This is a genomic window from Acidisarcina polymorpha, from assembly GCF_003330725.1.
GTDB classification, from domain to species: Bacteria; Acidobacteriota; Terriglobia; order Terriglobales; family Acidobacteriaceae; genus Acidisarcina; species Acidisarcina polymorpha.
In genome coordinates this window covers 4355154-4378221 of sequence record NZ_CP030840.1, presented here as the reverse complement: position 1 = coordinate 4378221, position 23068 = coordinate 4355154, and the positions used below count along the sequence as shown (strand labels likewise).

General features: G+C 57.3%; 16 protein-coding genes. 8 read left to right on the top strand and 8 right to left on the bottom strand.

Going from position 1 to position 23068, the window contains the following annotated elements:
* Positions 1-145: 145 nt before the first annotated feature.
* From ACPOL_RS18505 to ACPOL_RS18495, 3 genes are read right to left on the bottom strand one after another with little or no spacing between them, the layout of a single operon-like run.
* On the bottom strand, positions 146-940 hold the full coding sequence (locus ACPOL_RS18505; protein ID WP_161557434.1) for a PP2C family protein-serine/threonine phosphatase: 795 nt from the start codon (positions 938-940) through the stop codon (positions 146-148).
* Positions 937-2151 carry a hypothetical protein gene (locus ACPOL_RS18500; protein WP_114208365.1) on the bottom strand — a complete coding sequence of 405 codons (1215 nt, stop codon included), beginning with the start codon at positions 2149-2151 and terminating at the stop codon, positions 937-939. The genes ACPOL_RS18505 and ACPOL_RS18500 overlap by 4 nt, the downstream gene beginning before the upstream one ends.
* Positions 2148-4958: a serine/threonine protein kinase gene (locus tag ACPOL_RS18495; protein WP_114208364.1), complete on the bottom strand. Its 2811-nt coding sequence runs from the start codon at positions 4956-4958 to the stop codon at positions 2148-2150. The genes ACPOL_RS18500 and ACPOL_RS18495 overlap by 4 nt, the downstream gene beginning before the upstream one ends.
* A 313-nt stretch (positions 4959-5271) precedes the next feature.
* Here ACPOL_RS18495 and ACPOL_RS18490 point away from each other — a divergent pair, with 313 nt between their 5' ends.
* Complete coding sequence (locus ACPOL_RS18490; protein WP_236656870.1) at positions 5272-5895, top strand: alpha/beta hydrolase family protein; 624 nt, start codon at positions 5272-5274, stop codon at positions 5893-5895.
* 84 nt (positions 5896-5979) lie between these two features.
* Here ACPOL_RS18490 and ACPOL_RS36365 read toward each other — a convergent pair whose 3' ends face one another.
* Complete coding sequence (locus ACPOL_RS36365; RefSeq protein ID WP_114208362.1) at positions 5980-6459, bottom strand: integrase core domain-containing protein; 480 nt, start codon at positions 6457-6459, stop codon at positions 5980-5982.
* A gap of 63 nt (positions 6460-6522) precedes the next feature.
* Between ACPOL_RS36365 and ACPOL_RS18480 the strand changes: the two genes are divergently transcribed.
* Positions 6523-7800, top strand: coding sequence for an IS110 family RNA-guided transposase (locus tag ACPOL_RS18480; RefSeq protein ID WP_114205959.1), 1278 nt, complete (start codon positions 6523-6525; stop codon positions 7798-7800).
* 91 nt (positions 7801-7891) lie between these two features.
* On the opposite strand, the gene ACPOL_RS18475 is transcribed toward ACPOL_RS18480, so the two are convergent.
* Both ACPOL_RS18475 and ACPOL_RS18470 read right to left on the bottom strand, forming a co-directional pair.
* Complete coding sequence (locus tag ACPOL_RS18475) at positions 7892-8473, bottom strand: DDE-type integrase/transposase/recombinase (protein WP_150132899.1); 582 nt, start codon at positions 8471-8473, stop codon at positions 7892-7894.
* A gap of 68 nt (positions 8474-8541) precedes the next feature.
* Positions 8542-8823, bottom strand: coding sequence for a transposase (locus ACPOL_RS18470; protein ID WP_114205957.1), 282 nt, complete (start codon positions 8821-8823; stop codon positions 8542-8544).
* Between the two features lie 319 nt (positions 8824-9142).
* On the opposite strand from ACPOL_RS18470, the gene ACPOL_RS18465 reads away from it, so the two are divergent.
* A complete protein-coding gene (locus ACPOL_RS18465; RefSeq protein WP_161557433.1) occupies positions 9143-11320 on the top strand; it encodes a S53 family peptidase in 2178 nt (725 codons plus the stop codon).
* A 169-nt stretch (positions 11321-11489) separates the two neighbouring features.
* Here the strand turns inward: ACPOL_RS18465 and ACPOL_RS18460 are convergent, their stop codons facing one another.
* Positions 11490-15128, bottom strand: coding sequence for a TonB-dependent receptor (locus ACPOL_RS18460; RefSeq protein WP_114208360.1), 3639 nt, complete (start codon positions 15126-15128; stop codon positions 11490-11492).
* A 459-nt stretch (positions 15129-15587) separates the two neighbouring features.
* Between ACPOL_RS18460 and ACPOL_RS34210 the strand changes: the two genes are divergently transcribed.
* Both ACPOL_RS34210 and ACPOL_RS34205 read left to right on the top strand, forming a co-directional pair.
* Entirely contained in the window at positions 15588-16724 is a 1137-nt protein-coding gene (locus ACPOL_RS34210) for a beta-propeller fold lactonase family protein (protein ID WP_201758883.1), read from the top strand.
* Positions 16721-18622 (top strand): bifunctional YncE family protein/alkaline phosphatase family protein, encoded by a 1902-nt coding sequence (locus ACPOL_RS34205; protein ID WP_414633380.1) that lies wholly within the window; start codon positions 16721-16723, stop codon positions 18620-18622. The genes ACPOL_RS34210 and ACPOL_RS34205 overlap by 4 nt, the downstream gene beginning before the upstream one ends.
* 293 nt (positions 18623-18915) lie before the next feature.
* Here ACPOL_RS34205 and ACPOL_RS18450 read toward each other — a convergent pair whose 3' ends face one another.
* Positions 18916-19347, bottom strand: coding sequence for an anthrone oxygenase family protein (locus ACPOL_RS18450; RefSeq protein ID WP_161557432.1), 432 nt, complete (start codon positions 19345-19347; stop codon positions 18916-18918).
* 92 nt (positions 19348-19439) lie between these two features.
* On the opposite strand from ACPOL_RS18450, the gene ACPOL_RS36360 reads away from it, so the two are divergent.
* The 3 genes from ACPOL_RS36360 (at position 19440) to ACPOL_RS18435 (ending at position 23055) form a co-directional block, all read left to right on the top strand.
* Positions 19440-19784: a winged helix-turn-helix transcriptional regulator gene (locus ACPOL_RS36360; RefSeq protein ID WP_114208358.1), complete on the top strand. Its 345-nt coding sequence runs from the start codon at positions 19440-19442 to the stop codon at positions 19782-19784.
* A gap of 292 nt (positions 19785-20076) precedes the next feature.
* The gene (locus ACPOL_RS18440; protein WP_236656869.1) at positions 20077-21216 is read left to right on the top strand and encodes a tetratricopeptide repeat protein; all 1140 of its coding nucleotides are present in this window, start codon (positions 20077-20079) and stop codon (positions 21214-21216) included.
* A gap of 102 nt (positions 21217-21318) precedes the next feature.
* Entirely contained in the window at positions 21319-23055 is a 1737-nt protein-coding gene (locus ACPOL_RS18435) for a CRTAC1 family protein (protein ID WP_236656868.1), read from the top strand.
* Positions 23056-23068: the final 13 nt, after the last annotated feature.

Below are 23068 nucleotides of genomic sequence, written 5' to 3'. Positions count from 1 at the left end.
AGAAACACGGAATTGAAGGAGAAACACGGAATTGAAGGAGAAACACGGGACTGAAGCAGGAACAAGGGATTGACGCTTGGAAACGCGCCGCGGGACAACGGCTTACCGGTGAGGATAGGGCGTTGTCCTTACAAGATTAGCGGCATCAAAACACTCGCATCAGAAGGCAGGTCACATTATCTTCGGCGCCATTTGCGTGGGCGATGCCGATCAGATCGTTGCAGGTCTCTTGAAGATCAGCCTCTATCTGGATCTCGCCAGCGATGCGCTCGGCATTCATGTATCGAGTCAATCCGTCTGTGGCTAGCAATACTGTATCGCCCTGCGCCAGATCGGCGACAAAGAAATCAGGTTTCACTACCGCATCCGCGCCTATTGCGCGGGTAATGAACTGCTGCAGTGGAGCGCTCATGCCCGGTTCCAGGGCTGCCCCTCCGAGTTGCGCCTGCTCAGTTTTCTTGGAGTGATCTTCAGTGATTTTATAGGAGTGATCTTCAGTGATCTGCACACAACCGCCGTCTCTGAGAAAGTAGGCGCGGCTGTCTCCAACATTCCCTATGACGATTTGATTGTGACGCACACAGGCCGCGACAATCGTCGACCCCATTCCACGCAATTTGAGATGCTCTTGCGCCATTTGCCAGACTGCTTCGTTTGCGCTAGCTATCGCGCAGTGCAGGCGCTCTTCCGGTTGCATCTCCTGATTGCCGAGCTCTTTGTAAGTTCGTAGAGTCTGCTCTACAGCCAAGCTGCTGGCGACCTCACCAGCCGCCATGCCGCCCATTCCATCACACACCACGAAAATGTTGGCTTCGAGATCATAACCAAAACTATCTTCATTGTTCGACCGCTTGCGGCCCACATCGGAAAGTCCAGCCGCCTCTATCCGAAACAATCCGTTCGCGTATCCCAGAGAAGAAGTTCTCCTCGATCCGGTCATTGCTGGTCGCCGGTCTGCGTCCATTGCGCAAGAATCTTTGGCGACACCGCTGTGTGCAAGGGTGCGTAGTGAAATTGTCTGGCAAGCGCAAATTGCTCTCGCGCCTGCTGTCGAAGAGCATCGGCGTTTGCCGGATGAGCCGGGTCGCCAAGGACGGCCTGCGAGAACAACGAAGCGCCGAGATAAAAATGAGCTACTCCTACATGTTCCTTACCGCCTTCCTGGAGATATACATTGATCGCATCCTCCGCCTGGGTGAACTGCGAGTCATAGAAGTCTTGGATGCCTTTCGTCAAATTATCCTCCAGCGTTTCGGGATCGCCCTGCGCTTCGTCTTGATGAGCGTCATGGGGCGGATTTTTGGCCTTCGGCGGATGGCTGGCCCTTGGAAGGGGAGCCGCTTTCCCTGGCGGGGAACTTTGCGCCTGCTGCAAGAGCGCCCTGTGTGCCTTGGCTTCGTCTTCCTTCTCCTGGTCTGCCTTTGCTTGCTCCGCCTGCACTTCGCGCAGGTGCTCCAGAGGCTGACCTGGGCCTTTCGGCTGAATAGTCGCAGCAAACTGATACTTCTCCGCCGCTGCCTTGAAGTTGCCGGCGCTAGCCATCGCATCCGCTTCCTTCATCGTGGCGCGATATATGCTGATGTCGGTGTGCAACTGCTTCGCGGCAGGCAGTAGCGACTGCGACTCTACCTTGCCCAACAACGCCTCTGCTGCATCGAAGTCGCCACGAGCGTAATCCTGACGAGCTTCCGCTAAAGCCTTCTGGCTGATTTGGTCGACGGGCGCACCGTTGTTTGGAGTTCGCGTCCGCTGCATAAGCTCCTGCGCCTCTTCTTTGTGGGGACCAAACGCGATCTTTCCGAGGTCGCGCAACGCTCCGGGGTAGTCTCCGCGTTGCAACTCAGTGCGTCCCATTCCAAGGTCTGCTTCAAATTGCGCAAGCGTCTTTGCCAGGTCGGTCTTCGCCTTGTCACATTTCTTCCCGTACTTTTTTCCATCCAGCTCCGCCGCTTGGCAGAGATAATTTGCCTCTCCCTGCAGGTCCCCAGAATTCTTCGCTTGGTTTGCAAGCTCGTGCAGCTGATCGGCTGTCTTGCTCGCCTGCTGAGTCTGTCCAGCGGCAATCGCGGCCGACAACAGGAATGAGGCGGTCCACAATGAAGCGGTCCACAATGAAGCGGTCCTCAATGAAGAGGTCCATGCGATCTTCATGGATGGTCTCCAATCAACACTTGGTGGATGTCGGTTGCGCCGAGGTCGGCGGTACACAGGTGATCGGCAGTCGTCGCATTACACTCAACCGTTTGCTGCTGATCGTCCGGATTGGCTAGAGTCACTTTGTATTTGCCCACCTTCAATCCGTCGATCCTTAACGGCGTGGTCAGATCTCCATTGGGAAGGGTGACGTTCTTACCGTCCTCATCCTGGACGAGCAGTACCTTCGCCCAAGGCGTCGCGTTGATCTCCAGGTCGGTCAGTGCGAGGGTGGGAGCGGGAGCGACAGTCACAATCTTCTGCACCGTGGCCGCTTGATGCCGTGCATGCCACATTGCGGCAATTGCAACGGCCGCCGCTACAATCACCAAAGCCGGCAAATATCGAGTTGCCCGGTTCGGTTTCAGGCCGGATGGGGGACGGCTGGTGGTCTCCGGCTTGACTGCCGTTTCGCCACATTCGCTCTTCACCCGGTTAAAGTCGCTCTGCATGGATGCAGAGGCAAACGGGAAGACCGGCTGAACCCGCCGTAGCTCTGCCAGAGCTTCTTTGGGAGACTTCCGCATCAAGCACTGTTGCGCCGCCTGGATGGCATCGCCCAGCATCTGCGCTGCCTTCCTTTCGCGCTTAGCCTCACATTCTTTCCGCGCGTTGGCCAAGATGCCGCTCTCGCCCTGTAGCTTCGCCGCGTCGTCCAGTGCTCGCATACAGCGTTTGAGGTCGCCTGCTGCAAGTGCCTCATCGCAGGCTGCCACTGCACTCTCTACCAGCTTGCGCGCCTCTGCTGCGCTACGAATCTCCGCCTGTTTTTCTTCATCTTTTGCCTGCTCTGCCTTGGTGATTCCGAGCAGATTCTCCAGCTCTTCACTCAACCCGTGGGCGAGGATCGCAGCCTCAAGAACGCGGCGAGCCCCCAGGTAATCCTTTGAGCCCAAAGCAGTGTGTGCTGCTACCAGTGCCTCTGCGCGGGCCGAGTTTGTTGCGATCACTTTCAGGTGCTCCTGCAGCCGCTGCTTCGACTGCAAAAGCGTCTCGCTTTCTGGAGCAGCTTCGAGTCCTTTCTCGATCGCCTGCAATGCCCGCTCGGGATCGTCAGCAAATAGATCCTGCGCTTCCAGTTGGGCCTTTCGCACAGACTGCTGCACGTCAAACTCACGTATCTTTGATTCCGTCTCTATTTGGAGCCTGAGCAGCAAACCCTCACCAGGAAGCGTCTCCAGGGCGCGGGACACTCGATCTCTAGCCTTGGTGAAATCTTCGAGATCCAACGACTCCTGTATCTCCGCGGCAATCTTTTCTAACAATTGCTGCCGTCGTTCCTCTTTCTGCCGGGTCGCCGCCGTAAAGAGGAGTTGTTGCACCTCGGTGTGCGCAGGATCGATCTGCGCCGCCTCTCGCAAGCGTGCAATCGTCTCCGTATAGTTGCGAGCGCTGTAGCTCTCTCGAGCGCTACGTAAGAGTTCCTCTACCTGAAGCGCCTGCTGCTTGCGCTTGATCTCGCGCAAGATGACCGAATATGCGTTGCGCAGGTCGGTGCTGCGCTCATCGATCCGTAGTGCCTGGCTGAGATAATCCTGGGCCTTGGTGAGATCTCCCTGACTTCGCGCTTCGCTTGCCTGCTCCCACAGTCTGGCAATCTTTAGTTGCTGCAGCTTTCGTTCCTGCGCTTCTTGCAGCCGCTCTTCCAAGCCAAACGCGTTTTCCGTATCCAGCTTCTGCGCCTGTTGAAAGAATGTGATCGCATCTTCCCATTGCCGCTCCCCGAGAGCGGTCTGCGCCTGTTCCAGAATTTGCCGCAACTGCTCGCCACGCTGCAGATGGTTCAGCCGATCCTGCACATCGTTCATCAGCGCCTTGGTGTCGATATTTCCCGGGTCGATACGCTGTGCCTGCAAGAGCACCGTCCGTGCGCTTGCAAACTGGAGCTCTTCGGCCAGCCGGCGCGCGGTCTCCAACAATGTGCCCACTCGGTCGTGCTTCAGCGCATCGGCAATCACCTGCAGGTCAAAGGCCATCTCCTCTGCGGTCGAATACCGATCCTCAATATCTTTGGCGAGGGCTTTGTCGAGCACGTTGCTCAGCCCCTCGGGGAGGTCCTGCACGTAATCCCCGATGGGAACGTAGGGCTCGTAAATGACCCGATAGAGAGAAGAAACATCCTTACCCTTGAATGGCAACTCGCCGGTCAGCATCTCGTACAGCATGACCCCGACCGACCACACATCGGCTCGCCCGTCACTTGCCTCCCCTTTTAGGCGCTCCGGCGCGATGTAATGAAATGTCCCCAGCAAAGCATCCGTCTTCGTCAGTTGCCGGGTCTGGTCCGCAAGCCGGGCGATCCCGAAATCGACGATGGTCACTCGTCCATCGGGCTGTACCAGCACGTTCGCGGGCTTCACATCCCGATGCACGACGCCATGGCCATGAGCGTAACCGAGCCCGGCACAAAGCTGCTCCACGATCGAAAGCGACTCCAGCAAGGACAAGCGCTTCCGCAGGCGCAACTTCTTCTCCAGAGACTCACCCTGGATAAACTCCATAGCGATGAAGGGGTTGCCGTCATGCTCGCCCAGCTCATAGACGGTCACGATATTCGGATGACTAAGGATTCCCGACCTGGCCTCAAGGTAAAAGCGCTCGCGGAGCTCCGGGGTCACCTCGGTCAGCGTCTTGATTGCGACTTCTCTGCCGATCAGGTGGTCTTCGCCGCGATAGACAATTCCCATGCCGCCCCGCCCAAGCTCGCCGGTGACGCGGTACCTCCCGATTTGCTCCAAAGCTATTGCTGGTCTGTCCGTCGCCATGGGGGCATCCGTCCTGGTTACCTAAGTTACTCTCCAAAGAAGTCGAGCTTAGCGTACGTGGTCTTTCATTGGAGGAACACCCCCGCATTCTCCTTTATTCCAAGGCGGCCATAGATCGTTTCCCCACGTTTTCCGGGTCAACCCAACGATCCACCCCCACTCGCCCGGGCAGAACGCTCCAGCTGGACGAGTATGATCGTCCATAATTCAGCCGACGCGCACCAACCGCGAGAATGCAGGAGCTGCTATCAACAACTCTCGAGAATTCAACGCCTATCGAGAATTCCTGGATACGCCACCGAATGAGATACCGGTGCGAGGATATCTGCACCTCCCGGCCGGTTCGGGTGGAGATTGTCTGATACTGACCCATGGCGCTGGAGCCAACTGCAATTCTCCACTTCTCGTGTCACTCGCCAGCGCATTTTGCGCTTCGGGGTTCATCGTGCTTCGCTGTGATCTGCCATTCCGGCAATCGCGGCCACACGGACCACCGTCTCGCGGCAGTGCGGAGCGTGACCAGGCGGGGCTTCGAGCAGCCATCGCGTCCGGACGCAGGCAGACATCCGGCCGCGTCTTGCTCGGCGGTCACTCCTACGGAGGGAGGCAGGCGTCGATGCTGGTCGCGGCCGAGCCCGGTCTCGCTGATGGACTTCTGCTACTCTCCTACCCGCTTCATCCGCCGCAAAGGCCGAGTGAATTGCGAGTCGGGCATTTCGGAGATCTGCAAAAACCTGGGATGTTCGTTCACGGTACACAGGACATCTTTGGCTCGATCGCCGAGATGACCGAGGCGTTGACGCTCGTGAAAGCTCGAACCAGGCTCCTTCCAGTTTCGGGAGCGGGACATGAACTCATAACGAAGCGGAGCGAAAACCAAGTCTCAGAGCTGGTGGTCCAGGCGTTCCGGTCATTCATAAGCGAGGATATCGATTGAGCAGCCCTCGATGCAGGAAACAAGGCCAATCAACCGACACTGTAGATAGAACCGTAAAGCAGGAAATGACCTGCCCCGTTTTTCTCAACCAGTCATAACTGGAGATTCTCGGTTTAGGTTTGGCTTTGGAAAAACTCCGTAGCCGCCGTGGTGGCTGTGTAAATGTGGGAGGCGTGGTTGGCCTTCCACATTTGCATAGCCTGCTCTCTGCCGGAACTGCTCCGGCGTTTGGTAGCCCAGCGAACTGTGCGGACGTTCCCAGTTATACTCCTGGCGCCAACTCGCCAGAGTGTTGCGCACATCGTTCAAGGTCCGGAACCAGCTTGCGTTGAGGCACTCGTCGCGCAACCGTCCGTGGAAGCTCTCGACGTGGCCGTTTTGCATCGGGCGGCCTGGCTGGATATGCACCAGCCCGATCTTCCAGTCCTCTGACCAGGCCAGCATGCGCCGCGAGGTAAACTCCGGCCCGTAGCACCACACGAAGCACTTGGAAGGAAGAGGTTGAGGAAGGCAGGAAGTCAGGTTTGGGGAGCGTAGCGACCGAGATCCGACTTCCTGGGCCATGGCTGGCCGTAGGTCTCCTAAGCTGAACGTATGCCTACTTTCACTTTTAGGAGAGAACCAACCATGTCCCTTGTCCAGCCTACTCAACCGTCCACCGTTCTGGTAGCGATCGATATTGCCAAGCTCCGTCACGATGTCCTGATCGAAGCTCCGGGATGGAAGAGCCGCAAGCGCCTGATCCTGCCCAACACCGCAGTCGAGTTCCGACTGTTTGCCGACTTTCTTCATGGCTTGAAGCACCCGGTGCGCATCGTCTTCGAGGCCACTGGGAACTACCATAGGCCGCTGGCGCACTTTCTGCAGGCCGAGGGTTTCCATCTGGAGCTGATCGCGTCCCTCGCTGTGGCGCGAACCCGCGAAGCCATGCATAACTCCTGGGACAAGAACGATCCGAAGGACGCCCAGGTCCTGCTCCATCTGCTCAAGACCGGCGTGACTCAGCACTACCATGACCCGCTCGTGAACCAGATCCATGACTTTCAGGAGCTGTCGCTCACCTATGCGCAGATCTCTCTTGAGAAGACCCGGACCCAGCATCGGCTCTTGACCCATTACCTGCCGCTCTACTTTCCGGAGATAGAGCGGTATTATCATGCCACGCGTTCTGAGTGGCTTCTCGCGTTCCTTCAGGTCTTCCCCACGCCTGCCCTGATTGCACGCCTCTCGATGGAAGACTTCGTTCAGCAAGCGTGGACGGTCGTCGGACGCAAGGTAAGTAAACAGCGGCTGCTAGAGGATATTTACCGCACGGCCCAGTCCTCCATCGGGATCCCCGTTGCTGAGGACTCAGAGGCCGTTGCGATGTTCCGCGTCGTACTCGGCGAGATGATCCGACTCTGCCAGCTCCGCGATCAACTGGAACAACGAGCTGCGCTTCACCTGAAGGAAAACGTCGACTTCAGGCGTCTCCAGCAGATGCCAGGCATCGGCCCTATCCTGGCGCTCACGATCCTGGCCGAAGCCGGCGACCTGCGCCGCTTCAATCACCATCGTCAGTTCCTCAAGTTCTGTGGCCTCGATCTCTCGACTCAGCAGTCGGGCCAGTTTCGAGGAGCGACCAAGCTGTCGAAATACGGCAACGCACGGCTTCGCTGCGCCTTCTGGATGGCCGCCACTGTGGCTGTGAGGCTGCGAGAGAACAGCTTCCGAGACAAGTTCGAACGATATCTCCGGCGTGATCCTGCCAGTGCCGACCGCAAGCGTATGGCGTATGTCGCCGTCGCCGCCAAGATGGCTCGCGTGGCTCATGGGATCATCAAGACCGGTACCGACTTCCGCTGCTTCTATGAGGCAGCGGCACCAAGTGGAAGAGCCGCTTCACCTGGGCCGTCGAGGCCGTAAGGACCTCGTAGATAATGATTCGGCCTTTCACTTGGTTGAGACTTCATTTTGAGTACAGTGGAGACTGCGCTCTTCGGCAGATCTCGTGTCGCTATGGTCGAACGCTCAGCCCTTGCTCGTGGAAGCCACTTGGAGGTACAGTCGTCGTCAAGCACATCCCATACGGGATGCTAAGGGACCTTCTCTTCTCTCCAGCTTTTCCTTCCTGTGTTAGTACGTTGTCCGAGCGCACATTTTCTGGCCGGCCACGCTCTTCGATCAGCCGCTCCAGCACCCGCGTCACGCGCCCTGAGCCGAGGCTGGTGTCGGCCTCCAGCGCCAGGCACTCGCGCGTGTACACGTCGACCACGCTCAGGATGCGCACCATCCGCCCCGTCGTCAACCCATCGACGATGAAGTCCATCGCCCACTCCTGGTTCGCTCCCGTCAGCCGCGGCTCGGCCGCGCGATCGCGCACCAGACGCTTGCGCCTCTTGCGCCGCACCATCAGTCGCTCTTCCACATACAGTCGATAGACCCGCTTCACGTTCACCTCGTGGCCGCACCGGCTCAACACCGCGTGCAGCCGCCGGTAGCCATAGCGCGGCTTCTGCCGGGCCAGCTTCACCAACGCCTCGCGCAACGCCGCGTTGCGGTCCGGCCGCGGCTCGTACCGGTAGCTTGACCTCTTCATGCCTAGCAGCTTGCAGGCCGTGCGCTCGCTCAAGCCATGCTCGGCCTGAGCGTACGCCACCGCTTCTCTCAGGCCGGCAAGCTCCAGCCGTTTTTTCGGATCACGCCCTTCAGCGCCTCGCCGTGAAGACTCAACTCCGCCACCAGCAGCTTCAGACGGCGGTTCTCGTCTTCAAGAGCCTTCAGACGTTGCGCTTCGCTCACGTCCATGCCGCCGTACTTCGACTTCCAGCCATAGAACGTCGCCGCGCTGATCCCGTGCTCCCGGCACAACTCCGCCGTCTTCACTCCTGCCTCATGCTGCTTCAAGATCCCGATGATCTGCTCTTCCGTGTAACGGCTCTTCTTCATACAAAATCTCCCGTCTACATTACGAGAGAACTCCAGCTACCACTGGTACAGTTTTTTGGGGGCAGGTCAGAAACAAGGCCAATCGATCGACAATGTGGATAGAACCGTACGCGCCCGCGTACTGCAGTAATCTACAGCTTGATCTTTTCTGGGTACTGAAGTTACCATCGCCAACATTACCCACTCAGATATCGCCTTTACATGGTTCCACGTCCCAAGCAGCTTTCCACCCAAATTCTCATACTGAGGCTGAACTTTCATGAATTGGATCCATCCGCGGAGATGTACGGTTCCTTCACTCTTCTTTCTCGCAACAACGATGACAGCAATTGCGCCGGCCCTCGCCCAGAGCGCGACTTCGGCTCAGGTGCTTGTAACTTCACCCGTGCTTGAGAGCAAGCTGCTAACGTTGCGCGGCAATCTTCGACCCGAGGCGAACGCCCAGAACGATCGAGGGGCGGTGAGCGGTGACCTGGTGCTCGAGCACATGCTGTTGCAGCTGAAGCGGCCAGCGGATCGGCAAGCGGCTTTAACTGAGAAGATCAACGCGCAGTACAAGCCGGGCAGTCCGGATTTTCATGAATGGCTCACCGCTGACGAGTTCGGTCAGCAGTACGGGCCGAACCCGGCGGATATTGCTGCTGTGACGGAATGGCTCCGTGGGCATGGACTTCAGGTGAACAATGTCGCCAAGAGTGGGATGGTCATCGATTTTTCGGGAACGGCGGACCAGGTCAAGTCCGCGTTTCATACCGAGATTCACACGTTGAATGCCGGCGGCATCAAGCACATCTCAAACATGCAGGATCCGCAAATTCCGGCGGCTCTGGCCGGGGTGGTGGTGGGGATTACTTCATTGAGCGACTTTCGTCCCAAAGCGGCTAACAAGGGCATCACCCGGGCGCGGATCGATGGCGCCTCTAAAGCGGTCGTTCCACAGACTGCTGCGGCGAACGGGGTGAAGCCGGATCTGACGGTGAACAGCGATACGCAGATTGTTGTGCCGGACGATCTGCATACTGTTTATAACTTCGAGCCCGTCTACAAGAACGGGATCACCGGAGAGGGACAGACCGTGGTGGTGATCGAAGACACCAATGTCTATTCAACTGGCGACTGGGAGGTGTTTCGCAGCACGTTCGGTTTAACGAAGTACACCCACGCCAGCTTCAAGCAAGTGCATCCGGGCGGCTGTACAGATCCTGGCGACGTGCTCGGCGACGACGGCGAAGCGATTCTGGATGCGGAGTACGCGACCGCGGCTGCTCCCAACGCGAAGATCGTGCTGGCGTCGTGTGCGAATACGCAGACGACATTTGGCGGATTGCTGGCGCTGCAGTCGCTGATCAACGAACCGCTGCCTCCAGCGATTGTGAGCATCAGCTATGGCGATTGTGAGGCTGGGCTGGGGGCCGCTGGTAATGCGACGTTCAACGAAGCGTACCAGCAGGCGGCCTCTGAGGGTGTTTCGGTGTTTGTCGCTGCGGGAGATGAAGGAGCGGCTTCCTGCGATGCGGGCGCAGAGTTTGCCCTGGCTGGTATCGCGGTGAGCGGCTACGCTTCTACTGCTTATAACGTTGCCGTGGGTGGAACTGACTTCGGCGACAGCTTCGCCGGAACGAACGCCCAGTACTGGAAGAAGAATGACAACTCTACTTTCGGGTCGGCCAAATCTTATATTCCAGAGATCCCATGGAACAGTTCGTGTGCGAGCACGCTGATCGCGAATGCGGTTGGCTACAACGTCCCTTACGGAAACGATGGTTTTTGCAACTCGACGGAGGGCGAGCTATTCCTGACAACGGCGAGCGGCAGCGGCGGACCTAGTAATTGCGGCTACGGGGATGCCAGTCGGATCATGCCCTCGCCTGCAGATAGCGGAACATGCCGAGGTTATTCGAAACCTAGTTATCAGACCGGGATGTTGGGCAACCCAAAGGATGGTGTTCGGGACATTCCGGATGTTTCGTTGTTTGCAGCGAATGGCGCGTGGGGACACTACTACGTGTTCTGCTATAGCCAGCCTGCGCAAGGAACCGGCGGAGCACCCTGCACGGGCGATCCCTCAACCTGGTCGAGCGCGGGCGGAACATCGTTTGCGTCGCCCATTGTCGCGGGCATCCAGGCGCTGGTTAACCAGTCGACGGGTACTCCGCAGGGCAATCCCAATTACGTTTATTATGCGCTAGCGAAGCAGGAGTTTGGAGGCACGGGAAAAAGCTCGTGCAATTCAACTCTCGGCAATGCCATTGACGCTTCCTGCACCTTCAACGATGTGACCGAGGGTGATATGGATGTGGACTGTATAGGAGCCGGCATCACCAGTTTCGCGCTCTACAACTGCTATCGGCCGTCGGGGAGGTTCGGTGTGCTCTCAGTGAGCAGCACTGCGTACGAAAAGGCTTATAACAGCAAAACCGGCTGGGATTTTGCGACCGGCATTGGGACGTTGAATGTAAATAACCTGGTGTCTAACTGGAATAAAGCCTTCGAGTAACTTGCTGCATTGGTCACTGAGGCGGGCATCTGGTACATGCCCGCCTTTCCTTTTGTCGCAGCGTCATGCAACTCCCACCCGCACCGACCCCCATCTGGTCAAGTCAGCCTCGAAGTTTTTCTTCTAAGGAGCTATGCGGCGACTCATAAACTGTGGCTCACGGACATCTTTAGAAGGTCAGTTTTAGCGCCAGTTGCACGAGGCGGGGGTTGTTGACTGTGGAGTTGACGGCGCCGAACCCGGAGGCGTTGATGTCGTTGACCGGCATACCGAACTGGGCGTGGTTGAAGAGGTTGAAGATCTCCGCGCGGAAGTTCAAGCCCATGCCTTCGCGGGGCAGCGCAAATTGCTTAATGACCGAGAAATCGGTGTTGACGAAATCGGGTCCGACCGCCGGGACGCGTCCTGCATTTCCCAACTGGCCTGGAGTGGCCGCCGGGAAGCAGGCGGAGTTGATCCACTGCAGCTTGCCGTGCGATGCGAAAGAGGGGTCGCAGCCGTAGACCTCATTAGGGCGCTCAAAGTTGTTCCCATTGCCGCCGTTCTGAAAAAAGGTGCCAGACTGATTGTTGCTGTCGATCAAGGGGACGGGAAAGCCAGAATGGATGCTTTCGATGGCGGTCACTTGAAAGCCGCCCAGGATGCTGTTGGTGAGGTTATTCCAATTGCTGCCGAAGTGTTTTCCGCGGCCGAAGGGCAGATCGTAGATGACGCTGCCGATGAAACTGTTATTGAGATTGATCTGCGATAAGCCATAATCCAGCTTCGACCAGTTGGGAAGCGGGAAGTAGGGAGCGCTCTGGAGCGAACCGAGGCCATCGGATAAGCCGTTGTCAAAGGTATGAGACCAGGTATAGGCAAGCAGTCCGTAGAGGCCATATTTGGGAGTCCTGGTCTCGGCCTTGACTTGCAGCGAGTCATAGTCGGTCTGGCCTACATCGCCGAAGAGAAAAATGGCGTTGCCGATGGTATAGGGCACATAGGGCGCGCCGCCTGCAGCGCAACCGAGGGTATAACCGGGGACGGTGCCGCAGGCGGACGGGCTGTCTGTGTTGAGGTTGTTGCCGATGACCAGGACGTGGGTGCCACGGGAGCCGGCATAGCCCATGGTGAGGACTACATTGCCGGGGGCCTGCTGCTCGATGTTCATGTTGAACTGCTGGACGCGGCCAAGTTTGAAGTTGGTGGGCTGAGTATAGAAGGACCCTTGGAAGGTGGCGGGAGTGGGCGGCGCGTTGAATATTTGAAAGCCACTGGAGAGGCTGATGCCGGAGGGCGTTCCCCCGAGTGTCGCGGCGCAGTAGGAGGTGGCAAAGGCGCAGCCTGCACCGGTGAAGTTGTCGGACTCAGCAAGGAAGGGCGGGTTCTGCCAGAGTCCGTTCGCTCCCTGGCTCCAGGCGGAGTCGTGGAAGAAGGCATAGCCGACGCGGAGGACGGTTTTGTCGCTGCCGAAGAATTTCCAGGTTGCGCCGACGCGGGGCTCGAGCGCAGTCAGATCCATGTTGACACCAGCCGAGGAGCTGACGCCATTCTGGTTGGCAACGAGCACGTTGCCGGTCGCTGGAACATAGTTGGCCAGACGCCCGTGAGCTTCGCTGACCGGCGTGGTCAGATCCCAGGCGATTCCAAGATTCAGGGTGAGGTTCGGAGTCACTCTCCAGTTGTCCTCGACGAATGGACGCCAGATGGACCAGCGGCGGCCGGTGACGGCTCCGTCGAAGGTCTGATCATGAATGCCCCCACCGGTGATGCCGAGGAGAAAATCTGCCTCTGGATTGCCGCCAATGCTGGCGCTTTGGACACCGCCGGAGTTGGTGAGAGTAAGGCCGCTGAAGTTGCCGCCGTTGCCGATGAGCCAGAATCCGTCCTGGAAGGCCTCCGTACCGACGTTCATCTGGTTGCGGCGAAAATCGATGCCAGTCCGGATGTCGTGCTTGCTCCGGGTGATATCGAGAGAGTCACGGAAGGAAAAGACGTTGGTTCCGCCCTGAAAGGGAGCGTAGCCGCGGTCGCCAAGCGCCCAGTAGCCGCTTGTAAACTGAGTGGAAACCAGTCCGCAGCTGTAGGCGCCGGGAACGCAGTTGCCGCCAGAGCAGCCGAGATTGGCGCCGGGAATGCCAAGGTTGGCAGAGTCACAGCTCCCGGTTCCTTGCGAGGCGATGTAGTCGAAGATGCGGTTGTAGCCGAAGGTGGCCTGGTTGACCATGGTCGCAGAGAAGACGTGGGTTTCACCGATGGCGGCGTTGCGCGCGTGATTGCGAATGCGCTGATTGGTGCCGAAGGCATTAGCAGAGGCGAAGGCAGGCGGAGTCGAGCCGCCGGGAACATACGAGAACGCCTGGTCATAGCTAAAACGGCCGAAGAGCGTGTCTTTTTCGGAGAAGGTCTGGTCGACGCGTCCATCGAATTTCGTCTCGTCGAGTTCGCGAACCGGTTCGTTGACGAAGTTGTAGCCGGAGGTGGCGTTGTTGGCGTTGGGAGCAGGGTAAAGATTGATCATCGCCTGGCCGATGTTGTTGAATTGCCCCGCGGGAATCTTGCTGCAGGGAGTTCCCTGGGCCTGGCTCCCGTCAGGGTTCGAGGGGAGGGGGTTCCCTGCTCCATCGCACTGGTAGTAGACATTCGGGTAGACGGACGGATCCGCGGAAGCACCAATCAGATTTGGATTGACGATGCCAGGAACGGTAACTGAGGCACCCGCGTTGTTGACGACCTGCCCGGTGACCGCGTTGCCAAAGGGGTCGTTGGTGAAGTCGCCGGTGCGCATGGCAAGCGACGGTACGAGTCCCTCGAAGGCGATGCCGTGAAGCTGATATTTTTGTTCGCCATCGACGAAGAAGAAGGTCTTGTTCTTGCGGATTGGGCCACCGACTGCGCCGCCGAACTGGTTGAGGTTGAACTTCTCGGGGAGGGTGGCAAAGTAGCTCTTAGCATCGAGGTCGGCGTTGCGGAAGAATTCGAAGAGAGTGCCGTGAAAGTCATTGGTGCCGGACTTCGTGGTGACGAGGACAGTGGGACCGGCACGGGTGCCGAATTCAGCCGAGTAGGTGTAGGTCAACACCTTGAATTCCTGAATATCGTCGATCGAAGAGAAAATTCCGATACCGCCGGCGGTTAGCTCGTTGTTGTCGACGCCGTCGAGCAGCCAGTCGGTGCTGTTAGGTCGCGAGCCCCCGACCGACAAGGAAAACGATCCGCGAGCGGCCACTTCGCTGTCGGCGCCGGAGGTGAAAAAGCTGTTCGGGTTGCTCTCCGCAGTCGCGCCCGCGGTAAGGGTGGCGAGTTGGACAAAGTCGCGCCCATTCAAGGGAAGCTGCGCCACCTGCTGCGAAGTGATGACCTGGCCGAGAGAGGGATTAGCAGTCTCAACGGCCACCGCCTCACCGGAAACCGCCACCGTGGTGACTACAGTCTGCGGCGAAACAGAAAAATCGAGCTCGCGGGCTTCGTCAACCTGAAGACGCAGATCTTTGGATTCGCCACTTTGAAATCCCGCCGCATCAACGCGCACGGTGTATGTGCCGACCGGGAGTAAAGGGATCAGATAGTGTCCTGCGGTGTCGGTCTTGGTGTCGCGAGCCTGGCCGGTCCCCTGAGATATGGCGCTGACGGAGGCTCCAGGGACCCCCGATCCAGATTTGTCGACGACATTTCCGGAGAAGCTTCCGGTCGCCTGACCGCGCATGAGAGACGGAGTGATGAGCGCGATAAGGGCGACAACCGAGATGATCAGTACCTTATGGGCTTTGGTCTCGGTTGAGCCTTCCACCGATCCGGGACACTTCGCGGCAACCATCGTGCGTTTCATAGTCAAACCCCTTTTCGACGAAGCAGGCTGAGGTGGCTTTTGTGTCGACTGAAATGCGCTGGATTATTAGGCTGTAAAAGCTGGATTACTAGACTGTAAGAATTGACAGATTGAAAGTCAACGCAAGTTTTAGCCGTCTCGTCCGGCGGGTCTCACTTTGAACACTGTCAGCCTCAGGATTCCCGCCTTGGAGGTCGACCCACTGAGCCGCCGTTGAGCGGCATCTCTCCTATACGCGAGGGCCGTACAATCGCGGCTTTGCTCCTGCGCGTCGAGAAAGCTTCCATCTTCCGACCTGATCCTTCGAGTGGACTGATCCATGGAGTGGACTGATCCATCGAGTGGCCTAATCCTTCGAGCGCGGAACCGTCGCACCGGAGCAGCCCCTCGAAGGTCTTTTGACAGCATCTTCATAGGCTCGTGACAAGTGGGCCGCCCGATCCCGTTACAAAAGCAGCAATGAAACGAATAATCCTATCTATCACCTCCCTGGCGGTGCTCTGCTTGATGCCGCTTGTAGCCACAGCTCTATCCGAAGACGAAGACAGGAATGAGGCCACGACAACGCTGCCGGTAGGCAACTACGAGCACAGTTCCCTATTGCCGACCGGTCAGTTCATCACTCCTACGGCTGCTCCAGGCTCAACGATTCAGGTGCTTGCTACCGGGTTGCGCGCCGACGGGAATGCCGATGCCTCCGAAGCAGTGAACACGGCGCTGAGCCCAGATGGCAAGACTCTGCTGGTCCTTACCAGTGGATGGAATAAGAGCAACGACGAGCCGAATGGCACGCCGATTACCTTCCCGATCCTTGATCCGATCACCGGCGCAAGTGTGGGTACCACCACCAATGACGAATGGGTTTTTGTTTATCAGCTCGGGCAGCACGGGGCTGCGACAAAGATTCAGCAGATCAGCATTCCAGACACCTACAGCGGCCTTACCTGGGCGCCCGATGGCTCGCGGTTCTACATCTCCGGCGGAGACGATGACCGCGTCTATGGCTATAAGGCGAGTGGAGGGCAGTACGTGCCCGACACCCCGTTTATTCTCCTTGGCCATAATTCGGATCAGACCTCGCCTACTCCCCATTACGACGGCAGCTTGTTGAAAGGGACCAGGGCTGCGGCCGTCAGCTCCGCCCTGGTGCGGGGCGCGGTTGTTGCCGGTATAGCAGTGAGCCGCGATGGCAAGACCCTGGTCGCTGCGAACTTTGAAAACGACTCATTGTCTATCGTCGATACCGCCACCAGAGCAGTTTTGCGCGAGGTTCACTTCTTCAATCCCGGGGATACGGTTGCTCAGGGCGAGTTCCCCTACGACGCCAAGATTCTTTGCGGTGACAAAGGCGAGGCAAGGACAGCGTATGTCACCTCGCAGCGCGACGACCAGGTGATGGTGGTCGATGTGAAGACTGGCAACTTCTCCTCCATTCAAGTGGGAAGCCAACCCAACCGTATGGTGCTCTCCAGAGACCAACGGATGTTGTACGTGGTGAATGCGAATAGCGATACCGTCTCCGTCATTGATACAGACATACAGCAGGTCGTCCGGACGTTGCACCTTTCTCGTCCTCACGACAGGTTCAAGGGCTGAACGCTAACTCCGCGGCCATCAGTCCTGACGGGAGCAAACTTTACGTCACGCTCGCGACCGAGAACTCGGTTGCCGTTGTGGATCTTCCGTCCGGCAGAGTCGAAGGCCGCATTCCCACCGGCTGGTATCCGACCTCGGTCTCCGTTAGCCCGAACGGTTCTATGCTCTACGTCTCGACATTCAAGAGCAACTCTGGACCGAACCCAGGAAACGCGGGTCCGAATCCGGATTTCCTTACACAGCGTTCCTATCCGCTCGAAAAAGCGCAGCTGAATATAATCCCGGTACCCAGCCGCGGCGAGCTGCAAGAGCTTTCTGACCGAGTGGACAAAAACAACGGACTCTCTAACCGCGCTGAAGATCCGACCATGGCTTTTCTACAGAACAAGATCCATCACGTGATCTACATCATCAAGGAGAACAAGACCTACGATCAGGTTCTAGGCGACCTGGATCGCGGCAATGGTGATCCGACTCTGAACCAGTGGCCTCAGCCAATCTCCCCTAATCATCACAGCCTGGCTCTGACCTTCGGTCTACTGGATAACTTCTACGCGACCGCAGAAGTAAGCGGCACGGGCTGGGATTGGTCGACCTATGGTCACTCCACCGAGTACAACGAGAAGACGGTTCCTGTTAACTATGGAAATGGCGGCTCAGGCGTAACTAGTGACTCGGAGGGCACGAACCGCTTCATCGGAGTTGGCCTGCCGGAGTTCGCAAAAAATCCCACGCCGTTCAACGAGCGACTGCTAACGTTGCTGGATCCCACTGGAAGTTCGAATATACTTCCCGGAGCGAAAAACGTAGACAGCCCCGAGGGCGCAAACGACGACCTGGATGCCGATAAAATCGGCGGCTATCTGTGGGACTCGGCCCTGCGCGCGCAGAAAACTGTTCGCAACTACGGCTTCTATCTCGACCAGGCTTACTACATCAGCAGTGGCGGAGATCCTACCAAGGCTGACCCGAATGTGCCTACATACATTCCGATTTCGCCGACACCCTTTACTTCGCAAATTAAGCAGGCCGTCGCCGAACAACCAGCACTCATCGGTTTGACCGACCAGTACTACCGCGGTTTTGACCAGAACAATGCCGATACCTACCTTGTCAACGAATGGCAGCGCGACATGGCCGTCAGTGGACTTCCGAACCTAACTCTACTGCGGCTTCCTCATGATCACAATGGCAGCTTTTCAACGGCCATCGCCGGATTAGGAACTCCGGCCCTGCAGATCTCGGACAACGACTATGCGATAGGCCGCATCGCGGACATCATCAGCCACTCAAAGTACTGGCAGGATACGGCCATTTTTATCCTGGAAGATGATGCACAGAACGGTTCCGATCACGTCGACTCTCACCGCTCTTTCGCCTATATCATCTCTCCATACAGCAAGCGTGGCGTAACCATCTCGACCAACTACAACACCGTAAATATGCTCCGCACGATTGAAGATGTCATGGGCATTCACCACCTCAACTTCCGCGATGCGGATGCAGCTCCAATGGCAAATGTATTCACGCGCAAACCAGACTTTACTCCTTACTCAGCAATCATTCCTGGTGACCTGTGCGTCTCGCCGGTCGATCCGAATCTGGTTCCGGCGTGCCAGAACCCAGTAGCTAAAATAACTCCAGCCATACCGCAGCTGCATGATGCAGCCTGGTGGGCAGCAAAGACGAAGGGCTTCGACTTCACGGATGCTGACCGCGTTGATGCCGATGCTTTCAATCGAATCCTGTGGGAAGGCACGATGGGAGAGGAAGTCCCTTATCCCACAGTACGAAGCCGTCAGGATCTACGGAACAATCGTGCACAGCTGATCAAACAGTGGCAGAACAGCAAAGTACAGGTAAAGCAGGCCTCCGGCAGCACCTCCGGCGGTCAGTAAACCACTTCATAGCAACAATAAAAATGCGATGTCGGAGAGAAAACCCGCTCTTCTACATCGCATTTTGCGTTTCACCGTTTGGTGAGAGTGAAGCTACAGGCGAAGTCGAAAGCGATAAGTGAGTTGAAGCTAGCTGCGATAACTTCCTTCCAGATACTCAGCAGCGCGATAGGAACTACCGAGATAGTTCATTGGGGCAACCTGTGCCCGTGAGTGCATTAGATTCGCCACTGGATGGCAGCTACTACTGACACGACGCGCGTTTATCAGCACCGAATTTGAATCGAGCATCCTTAGCGGACTACTTCATATGTCAGCAGGAGAGCCGTGACGGCCAGAGCTGCTATGCGCACTCGATGTCTCCTCTCCCAAACCCGATTTATCCGCTGCCAGTCAGCGGTACCTTCCGCCAAACGACTGGCGAGTGGGACCAGCACAAAGACCGATGCCACCGAAATAAGAACCCAGATTGCGTCCGCTGTAAGCAGGATTGCGCGCCCCGGCGTGTTCCAGCGGAGCCAGGTCTGAATGCCGGTGAGCAGTGCGGAGATCGGGTACCACACCGGCATAACTTTTCCAAGTACGAGAGCCAAACGGCTCAGCATTTTCAATTGCGACTCGGGTTCGAGCCGCCGCGCGGCAGGGTTCACGAATGCAGATACAGAAAACTCGACGCCGAACAGAGTAAGAACGACGAAGAGGGTAGCGATGTTGAACAAGTGCATCGGGGCTCCTGTTGACTCTTCGTTAGAGACGCCCTTAAATGGAGCACTGATGCACAAAGCAGCACTGACAAAATTGTCAGTTGGAGTCATCTATGGGCGTCTCAAAGAAAGAGATTTCACCATGCCCGATCGATGTGACGATGAGCGTCATCGACGGGCGATGGAAGGGTACAATCCTCTGGCGACTATTGGGCGGACCGATGAGGACGAACGAGTTGCGGAAGAGTATTCCTGAGATTACAGAGCGGATGCTTCTTCGTCATCTGCGGGACATGACAGAGGCTGGGATTCTGGAACGTCATCAGGAGCAAGGCTTGCCCCTGCGAGTGCGGTACTCTCTCACGCCGTACGGGCGGACGTTGGTCCCGGTGTTGGATGTTCTCTGCTCGTGGGGCAGAGAGCATCTGAAACGAGGTCTTTCCCCTGAACCTCGCTGAGAGGAAGGCGCAAAGTAGCAGTCATCCGGTGAGTTGATCGTAGCCGAGCTGCATTTGCGTACCGACAGACTGCGGGCCGAATCGAGGCGGATCAATAGGCAACCGTGAGTGCAGGTCGAGAAGAAGGCTGCCGTACCAGATCATGGCCATCAATATTATTCGAAATCAAACTAATTCTGAAGAAGTGATACTGGACGTGATGTCATCTAATGAGAGTCCGCTGCGCAGGCTGGGAATCCGATGGGCCGAGAGTCCGTCGGGGGCCGGCCATACCCGAGGCGTCGTTCCCTTCATGAGGCGTCTCAAATCCCTGACTCTGATGCTCCTGGTGGTATCGGAAAGCGCCGTTCTCTTGCGTAGCCAGAACGATCTAGCCGCACAAGCTTCCGAGCTGATGCGTAACGGAAAATTCCATGACGCAGAACTGATATGGCGTCAGCTGGAAGTGAAATATCCGAAGAACGTTTCCGTCCACAACGCGCTTGGATTCACCCTTGCGCAAGAGGGCCAGCTAGCCTCCGCGACTGCCGAATACCGCAAGTCATTGGCCTTGGACCCACACCAGACTGATGTCTCTCTGAACCTGGGACTCGCCGAGTTCAAGCAGGGCCATTTTGCCGCCGCGGTTCCCGCGTTCGAGGCGGTCACCAAAGCCAGGCCGGAGGACCAGCGTGCCGTCTTGTTGTTAGGAATGAGCCACTACGGGCTTCATAGTTACGCCAAAGCGACTCCGTATCTGCAGAAGGCGATCGCCAGCGACCCTTCGAACCTGGAGCTGCGGAACACACTCGCGCAGAATTGCCTGTGGGCCAAGCAATATGACTGTGCGATGGATGAGTTCAAGAGCATCCTGGCCGCAAATCCGGATGCGGTCCAGGCCCATATGCTCTTTGCTCAGGCCTTGGATGCGACGGACAAAACCCCCGAAGCCATCCAGGAGCTCGAAGAGGCCGCGCGCCTGTCGCCGCGAGAGCCCGTGCTTCATTTCGAACTTGGCTATCTCTACTACAAGCAGCGGGATCCCGATAAGGCAAAACAGGAATTCGAGCTGGAGATCAAGAACAACCCCGGTTATGCGCAGTCGTACTTATATCTGGGCGACATTGCGCTGCATTCCAATGACAATGCGGCCGCTGAGCCGCTGTTAAAGAAAGCCGTCGAATTGCAGGACGAAAGCCGCCTCGTTTACCTCGACCTCGGCAGTATCTACGCCGATCAAAGTAGAAATCAGGAAGCGGTCGCGGCACTCAAACATGCGATCGCTCTGGACCCTGCACAGCCCGACGCCCACTATCGCCTGGCGCGGCTTTATTCGGCGATTGGAGAGAAAGATAAAGCCGCACAGGAGTTTGCCAGGACAAAGCAGCTGCATAGTGAAAAAGAAGACTCGCTGATTGAAAAGGTCTCCGGCGGAGGGCTTCCACCGAATTAGAGTTTGCGGGAAACACATTATGATTCAGGTATGAACCGATGGCCTTCGCCCCCGGAGATGAGCGGACAACCGACCCACATTTCGCGCCGGGATTTTTTGTGGATGATTTCGGCCACGACACTCGCTCTGGGCCAGGGCGTCAGCCCTCGCAACGTCAAACCGTTGCCGAGGGGCAAGCCATCGGGACTTCCCTTCCTTGCCCACTTTACCGACGTGGCCGCGCGGGCCGGGCTTGTAAGTCCTACCATCTACGGCGGACTCCAACACAAGAACTACATCTTTGAAACTGTCGGTTGCGGCGTCGCCTTTCTGGATTATGACAACGATGGATGGCTCGATATCTTTGTGCTTTGCGGCACCCGTATGGAAGCGCCCGTCCCCGGCTCAACAAACCGTCTCTACAAAAACAACCGGGACGGCACATTTGCCGACGTGACCGAGAAAGCAGGCCTGCTCAAGACGGGATGGGCAAGTAGCGTGACCGTCGGCGACTATAACAACGACGGCTTCGAAGACATCTTTATCACCTACTACGGCCAGAATCTTCTTTACCGGAACAATGGCGACGGCACCTTCACCGATGTCACCAGGCAGGCGGGCCTGCTCTATGAAGGCAACACACGTTGGGGTTCCGGATGCACGTTTGTCGACTACGATCGAGACGGCCATCTCGATCTTTTCGTGGCCAACTATGTCGACCTGCATCTGGACAGGATTCCCAGGCCAGGCGCCAACCCTTACTGCAATTTCAAAGGTGTTGCAGTGAATTGCGGGCCGCGCGGGCTGCCCATGCCGCGCAACTATCTCTATCGCAACCAGGGCGACGGGACCTTCCGCGACGTCTCGGAGGAGACCGGAATCGCCAAAGCCCAGCGCACCTACTCGATGACGGCGGTCGCCGCAGACTTTGTTAATGACAACTGGTCAGATATCTATGTGGCGTCAGACTCGACACCGAGCCTCTTTTTTCGTAACAACCACGGAGTGGCATTTGTGGAGGAAGGTGCGGAGCGGGGCATCGCGCTGAGCGAAGACGGCGCAGAACAAGCTGGCATGGGCGTTGCGGTTGGCGACTATAACCTCGATGGCAAGCTCGACATCTTCAAGACCCATTTTTCCGACGACACGAGCGTCCTCTACCGCAATGAGGGAAAAGGCAACTTTACCGATGTAACGACCACCGCTGGAATCGCAGTGGAGGCGCGCTATATCAGTTGGGGAACAGGTTTTGCCGACTTCGACAACAATGGCTGGCCAGATCTCGCGGTTGTCACCGGCTCCGTCTATCCGGAGGTCGAGGCGGCGTTTCCCGAGTATCCTCTGAAGTCTCCGCGCTTCATATTCCGCAATCTGGGTAATGGCAAGTTCGAGGAATTAATCGAGGAGGCCGGCCCCGGAATCGCGGCCCTTCACTGCAGCCGCGGCTGCGCGTTTGGCGACTTCGACAATGACGGAGATGTCGACATGGTTGTCATTAATTTAAACGAACCTCCATCCCTGTTACAAAACGATCTCAGCGGCGATGGGAAATGGCTGAAGGTCTTCCTGGTCGGCACCAAGTCGAATCGCAGCGCCATCGGGTCAACGGTGATAGCACGATATGGCGGCAAAGCCCAGGCGCAGGCGGTGATGGCGCAATCAAGCTTCTATTCGGTCAATGACCGGCGATTGCATTTTGGATTGGGAACGAATACCCACGCTGATCTTGAAGTCCATTGGACGAATGGATTGGTGGAGAAGTTCGCCGGAGTCAAAGCTGGAGGGCTGGTGACGATTACAGAAGGCAAAGGCTTGGCAAAATCAGACCTGCCCAGAATGAAGAAGTCTGAGCTGGACTAAACGGTTAGGAATG